A 5,377-nucleotide genomic window follows, 5' to 3' on the forward strand; every position below is an offset into this window, starting at 1 on the left:
CGGCCAAGCGCGACCGTTTGGAGTCGTTACAGGCTCGGACATCAAAAAGCACATCGCCGTAAAAAGCTTGGCCGCACCGTTGCCGCACGCGCCGGCGTCGTGCAACCCTGCCGCATCGAATCCCGGCCGCAACCCGCCATGTCCAAGCCGTCCACCAAGCACGCCGCCGCCGCGAAGAATGCCGACAGCCCGTCGGGTTTTTTCGCGCGCGTCCGTGCGCGCGGCGGACGGATGAGCACGCCGCTCGACTGGTTGCTCAGCCTGCTGCTTGTGCTGCAGCTTGTCGGCGCCAGCGCCTACGCCAGCCCGGCATCGCTCGGCCAGAGTGTCCAGGCGCCGGACGCGGGCCTCAGCGCCGCCCTCGGCGAGCCCGTCCCGATCTGCGCCCATGGCGATCCCGACAGCCCGACGCCAAGCATGCCGGCCGATTGCGGGCACTGCACGCTCTGCCATGTCATGGCCGGCGGGGCCCCCTTGCCGACGATCCCCGGCCTCGCCGTCCCGGCGGCCGTGGTCACCACGATCGAGCATCCGCCGCTCGCCGCACCGGCTGCCATGCCGCGGCGCGCCGGCAGCACGAGTCCCCGCGGTCCGCCTAGCCTCGCCTGATTGAAAGCCAAGCAACGCCGCATCGCCGCGTCCACAGGACCGGCGACGGCCGCCCCATTCATCAGATCCGAGATTTTTCCATGACACTCCCCTTCAGACGAGGCCTTGCCGCCTCCGCGACCCTGTTCGCGCTCACCACGGCCGCGCAGGCCCACGGCATCGCCGGCGACCGGTTCTTCCCGGTGACGCTGGCCATCGACGACCCCGCCGTCTCCGACGAAGCCTCGCTTCCGACGTTCGCCCGCAGCATCGGCCCCGACGGCTCCCGCGAGCACGACTATTCTTTCGAGTACGACAAGCGCATCACCGAGAATTTCGGCGTCTCGGTGAGCGATACCTACACGCAGCTGCGGCCCGGCGGCAGCGGCTTCCAGAACGTCGAGCTCGGCCTGAAATACGTCGCCTACGTCAACGCGGCGCACGAGTTCATGTTCTCGGTCGGCGCAAGCGCCGAGATCGGCGGCACCGGCGCACCGGCCATCGCCGACGGGTTCACTTCGCTCGGCCCGCAGGTCTACTTCGGCAAGGGGTTCGGCGACCTCCCGACGTCGCTCGACCCGCTGCGCCCCTTCGCCGTCACCGGGCAGATCGGGCTCGCGATCCCGACGCGGGCGCGCAGCGTCACCACGACGCCCGATCCCGACGGCGGCCCGGCCGATGTCGATATCGACAAGCATCCGACCGTTCTGAACTGGGGCTTTTCGCTGCAATACAGCCTTCCCTACCTCAATTCGCACGTGCACGAGGTGACCGGCCCGGACGTGTTGAAGCGGCTGATCCCGCTGGTCGAGGTGGCCTTGCAGTCGCCCGTCGCCTATGTGCCGGATGGCGCCCACATCACCACCGGAACGGTCAATCCCGGCGTGCTCTACGAAGGCGACACCTACCAGATCGGCGTCGAGGCACTGCTGCCGATCAACACGGCGAGCGGCAAGCATCCGGGCTTCGTCGTGCAGCTGCACTATTTTCTCGACGACATCTTTCCGACCACCCTCGGCAGGCCGATCATTCAATGAGGCTCATCATGCAATTTCGCCCAGCCCTTCTCCTGCTGGCCGCCGCCGTGCTGCTGAGCCCTCTGCCGGCGTTCGCCCACGCCCAATTGCTCAAGGCGGTGCCCGGCGTCGGCACCACCGTCACGACGGCCCCGTCCATCACGCTCGCTTTCAGCGAGCCGGTCGAACCGGCCTTTTGCGGCATCGCCTTGAGCGATGCCGCGGGCAAGACCGTGCCGCTCGGCAAGCCGGCCTCGGCCGCCGACAAGGCCACGCTTGTTGCGGCCGTCAAAGCCCGGCTGGCACCGGGCACCTACACCGTCACCTGGCATGCGGTGTCGGTCGACACCCATCGCACCCAAGGCACGTTCGCCTTCACCCTCGCGCCGTGAGGATCGACCGGTGACCCTGCAAGGCGCGCTCGTCACCGCGCGCGCTTTGCACTTTTGCGCCTGCGCGATCCTCTGGGGCGGCGGCGGCCTGCTATGGCTGCTGCGGTCCGCGCCGGGCGCCGGGGCCGGCCCACGGCTCTTGCGGATCGCGGCATTGCTTGCGGCGTTTTCGGGCGCCGCCTGGCTCGCCGCGACCCTCGTCATCATCACGGCCGATTACGGCAGCCTCGTCGACGCCGATGCCTGGGCGGCCTTGTGGAGCTCCAGCTTCGGGCCGCCCTGGGCGATCCGCCTGGTCGTGCTGGCCGGTGCGGCGGCCTTCGCCTTGGCGGGGCGGCCGATGCTGCTGCCGCTGCTCACCCTTTGCGGGGGCGCCCTCGCGCTCGATCAGGCCTGGCTCGGCCATGCCGCGACCGGCAGCGGGGCCAACGGCGCCGTGATGATCGCGAGCGATGCGTTGCACGTGACCGCGGCTTACGCCTGGACCGGCGCCTTGCCGGTGCTGGGATGGCTCGTTTTTCGCGGAGCGGATCGACCGGATACCAAGCGGGCCCTGGCGCTGTTCTCGACCATCGGAATCCTTGCGGTGGCGGCGATCCTGGCGACCGGGGTCATCAACGCCGCCTTTCGACTCGACGTGCCGCGCCAGCTGATCGCCACGATGTATGGGCAGATTCTCTGCATCAAGGTCACGCTGTTTGTCGCGATGCTTGGTTTGGCGTGGATCAATCGCTCGTTGGCTGCACCGGGCCGATCGCCCGGCATGGGCGCAACATGCCATGGCCTGCTGGTCGGCGTGCTTACCGAAACGGCCATCGGCGTGTTCGTCCTCAGCGTCGCGGCTCTTCTTGGAACGACCGCGCCGCCCCTGTAGCGCCGGCAACCAACTCTGCAGAAGAAACCTTTCCGACTTCAATGGGTTCTTCAATGCGGAGGCGTAGCGATGCGTAGATTTATGCCGGCTTTCATGGATCAGACTTCGACGTCGTTGCGGCCCGGCCTGGATCGGATCGTTTACACCAGCGGTCATATGGCTGCGCCGGAAACCATCCGTTTGACCAGCGAAGCGTTTCGCGACAACGAGCCGATCCCGGCCCGCTTCACGGATGACGGCGCAAAAATATCTCCGCCCCTGGCGTTCGAAAATGTTCCGCGCGACGCCAAGTCCCTGGCCTTGATCGTCGAGGATGCGGACAGCGTGACGACCTCGCCGCTGTGCCACGCCCTGGTCTGGGATATCGATCCCCGCGACAGCGCGCTTCAGGAGGCCGCGATCGATGGCGATGTCGTCGAGGCCGCCCGCAAGGGCGCGGTGATCGGCCAGAACTCGCTGCTGTCGCTGGGCTGGCTGCCGCCGGATCCGCCGGTGGGACAGGGCCCGCACCGCTACGCGCTGCAGATTTTCGCGCTCGATTATCGGCCCGATCTGGAAGAGGGCTCGTTTCGCCTTCCCATCGTCAACGCGCTGCAGGGGCATATCTTGGCAAAAGGCCTGCTCGTGGGGACCTACGAACGAGTTTGATCGACGCGGCGATGTCGTGGCACGTCTCCATCTATTTGCGCGAGTGCATTGGTTTTCGTCGACGCCGGCGCGGTGTAGGCAAGCCACAGGCGGTTGACATCCGCAGCAAGCGGCTTCAGCGCCAGCGATGTCGCCTCTTTGCCGCCGAATAGCGATCGATCGAAATCGGCGAGTTGCGCGGCCACACGCGGATCGGTCTCCACGTGCCGCCAGCGGTCGGCGTCCGATCGCGCCATATCCATCAGGGCCGCCTTCATCACCATGGCATCGCCCGCGCGCGCGCCTTTGTTCAAAGCGCGGAGCGCCAACGGTTTGTCAAGAAACCACGGCCGGCCGCGGCCAGCCGAGGTCAGCAGGCCCGCGACGCCGAGCGCCCAGAGCAAACCACCGGCGCCGGCCATCAAAGGGCCCGACGCGACAAAACTTCCAAACAGCGACGGGTCGGCGTGGCGGTGCACGCCCGCGGCGCCGAGATAGCTGACCCACTGCTCGCCGATCGCGACGTCGCGCATCCGCCGCTCGGCGATGTCGAACCACGCAACGCGGATCGCCGGCAACTTCGCCGGCGAGTTCGACACCGGCCGCACGTCCCATTGATAGGTCGCGCGCGCGATCGGGCCATCGGTGGTGAGGATCGTTTCGCGCGTCGCCGGGCCGGTGAAGGTGATGACGCCCGGCACATGCATGACCGGCGGCGGCGGCAGACGGTCGGCCGTGGTGCCTTCGGCCTCCAGCGTGACGGTGCGGCGCCCAACCTTGCCCGGCTCGATCGCGTCGGGTCGCGGCGACCACGTCTCCTTGATGGTAACCGCTTTCGCCGGCAGCCACCAATCGGCGGCCTTGCTGATGCCTTCGTAGCGCTGCACGTCGACGAAAACCGGCTTCGACGCGAAATCCGCCTGGACGCGCTGGTTGGCGCCGACGATCATCGTGACGTGGCGCACGAACGGGTCGATGATCAGACGCCCCGCCTGCTGCGGAAAGATCGCGATGTCACGCTCGTAGCCCGGGACGTTAAAACCATCGGCCATGACGCGGATCGGCTTGTCGCGCCCCAGTTGCTGCCAGTTGAAGTTGGTGAACGGCGGCTGGCGGATCTCGTCGAGCGCCACGTCGCCGCGGATCGTCGTGCGCATTTTCAGGATGATCATCTCGCCGACGTAGGGTACGTCCTTCGGCAGTTCGAGCGTCACTTCGACCCGGCCGATCGAAGGGTCGACAGACGGAGCCTGCTCGGTCTGCGCGACCGCTGCCCCACGCGTCAGCATGAGGACAAGCAGCGCTGCCGGAATGCGGAAGCAAACCATCAATCGTCGTCCTCCTGCTGGGCGCCCTGCGCGGCGCGCCGCTTCTGTTCCGCCAGAATGCGCAATTTTAGGAACCGACCGGGATCGTCCGGCAGCGTCTGCAACCATTCGACGGTCGGCACAATGCTCTGATCGGTATGGCCGCGAACCACCTTGCGCTGGTTCTCCGCGAGCATGGCGGTGACATCCGCCATGTCGCCGCCGGCGCGACCGGGACCAGACCCCTGGCTGGCGGAGCCTGTCGCCTTGCCTTCGCCTGAGTCGCTTGCCTGCTGCTGCCCCTTGCCGGCGCGCGACACCTTGCTGCCGCCCTGTGCGCCCGATTGCGACGAGCCTTCCTGGTTGCCGACGTAGCCGTTGCCGGTGCTGCTCGTCTCGCCGTCGCTGTTGTCGGACGCCTTGCCCTTGTGCTCCTTGTTGGCGAAGGCGTTGGCCATGCTCTTGCTGCGGCCGGCATCGACCGCGCCGCCGGCGATGATCTTTTGCACGATGTCCTTGTTGAACCGCGCGTCCTCGTCCTCGGGGTTGGCATCCAACGCATCATCGTAGGCA

The 5,377-nt window shown here is 67.4% G+C and carries 6 protein-coding genes and 1 pseudogene; 5 read left to right on the forward strand and 2 right to left on the reverse strand.

What is annotated here, in order from left to right; translation table 11 throughout:
- Positions 1 to 138: 138 nt before the first annotated feature.
- From GSQ79_RS18020 to GSQ79_RS18040, 5 genes are all read left to right on the forward strand, one after another.
- Positions 139 to 609, forward strand: a complete 471-nt coding sequence (locus GSQ79_RS18020) for a hypothetical protein (RefSeq protein WP_158810059.1) — start codon at positions 139 to 141, stop codon at positions 607 to 609.
- A gap of 80 nt (positions 610 to 689) precedes the next feature.
- On the forward strand, positions 690 to 1,625 hold the full coding sequence (locus tag GSQ79_RS18025; protein WP_158810060.1) for a hypothetical protein: 936 nt from the start codon (positions 690 to 692) through the stop codon (positions 1,623 to 1,625).
- Positions 1,626 to 1,633: 8 nt separating this feature from the next.
- Positions 1,634 to 1,996, forward strand: a complete 363-nt coding sequence (gene copC, locus GSQ79_RS18030; RefSeq protein ID WP_210253128.1) for a copper homeostasis periplasmic binding protein CopC — start codon at positions 1,634 to 1,636, stop codon at positions 1,994 to 1,996.
- A 10-nt stretch (positions 1,997 to 2,006) separates the two neighbouring features.
- Positions 2,007 to 2,870, forward strand: coding sequence for a CopD family protein (locus GSQ79_RS18035; protein ID WP_158810062.1), 864 nt, complete (start codon positions 2,007 to 2,009; stop codon positions 2,868 to 2,870).
- Between the two features lie 69 nt (positions 2,871 to 2,939).
- Positions 2,940 to 3,518 (forward strand): YbhB/YbcL family Raf kinase inhibitor-like protein, encoded by a 579-nt coding sequence (locus GSQ79_RS18040; RefSeq protein WP_158810063.1) that lies wholly within the window; start codon positions 2,940 to 2,942, stop codon positions 3,516 to 3,518.
- On the opposite strand, the gene GSQ79_RS18045 is transcribed toward GSQ79_RS18040, so the two are convergent.
- Positions 3,503 to 4,828, reverse strand: a complete 1,326-nt coding sequence (locus tag GSQ79_RS18045; RefSeq protein WP_158810064.1) for a BatD family protein — start codon at positions 4,826 to 4,828, stop codon at positions 3,503 to 3,505. The genes GSQ79_RS18040 and GSQ79_RS18045 overlap by 16 nt on opposite strands.
- Positions 4,825 to 5,377: pseudogene (locus GSQ79_RS18050) on the reverse strand (hypothetical protein); the annotation flags it as partial. The gene GSQ79_RS18045 and the pseudogene GSQ79_RS18050, both read right to left, overlap by 4 nt.

It is taken from the genome of Beijerinckia sp. L45 (assembly GCF_009765775.1).
In the GTDB taxonomy this organism is placed as follows: Bacteria; Pseudomonadota; Alphaproteobacteria; order Rhizobiales; family Beijerinckiaceae; genus RH-AL1.

Bases quoted from the DNA above. Each gene is read 5' to 3' on its own strand.
- GSQ79_RS18025 (WP_158810060.1), top strand. From the start codon at position 690: ATGACACTCCCCTTCAGACGAGGCCTTGCCGCCTCCGCGACCCTGTTC.
- GSQ79_RS18040 (WP_158810063.1), top strand. From the start codon at position 2,940: ATGCGTAGATTTATGCCGGCTTTCATGGATCAGACTTCGACGTCGTTG.
- GSQ79_RS18020 (WP_158810059.1), top strand. From the start codon at position 139: ATGTCCAAGCCGTCCACCAAGCACGCCGCCGCCGCGAAGAATGCCGAC.
- copC (WP_210253128.1), top strand. From the start codon at position 1,634: ATGCAATTTCGCCCAGCCCTTCTCCTGCTGGCCGCCGCCGTGCTGCTG.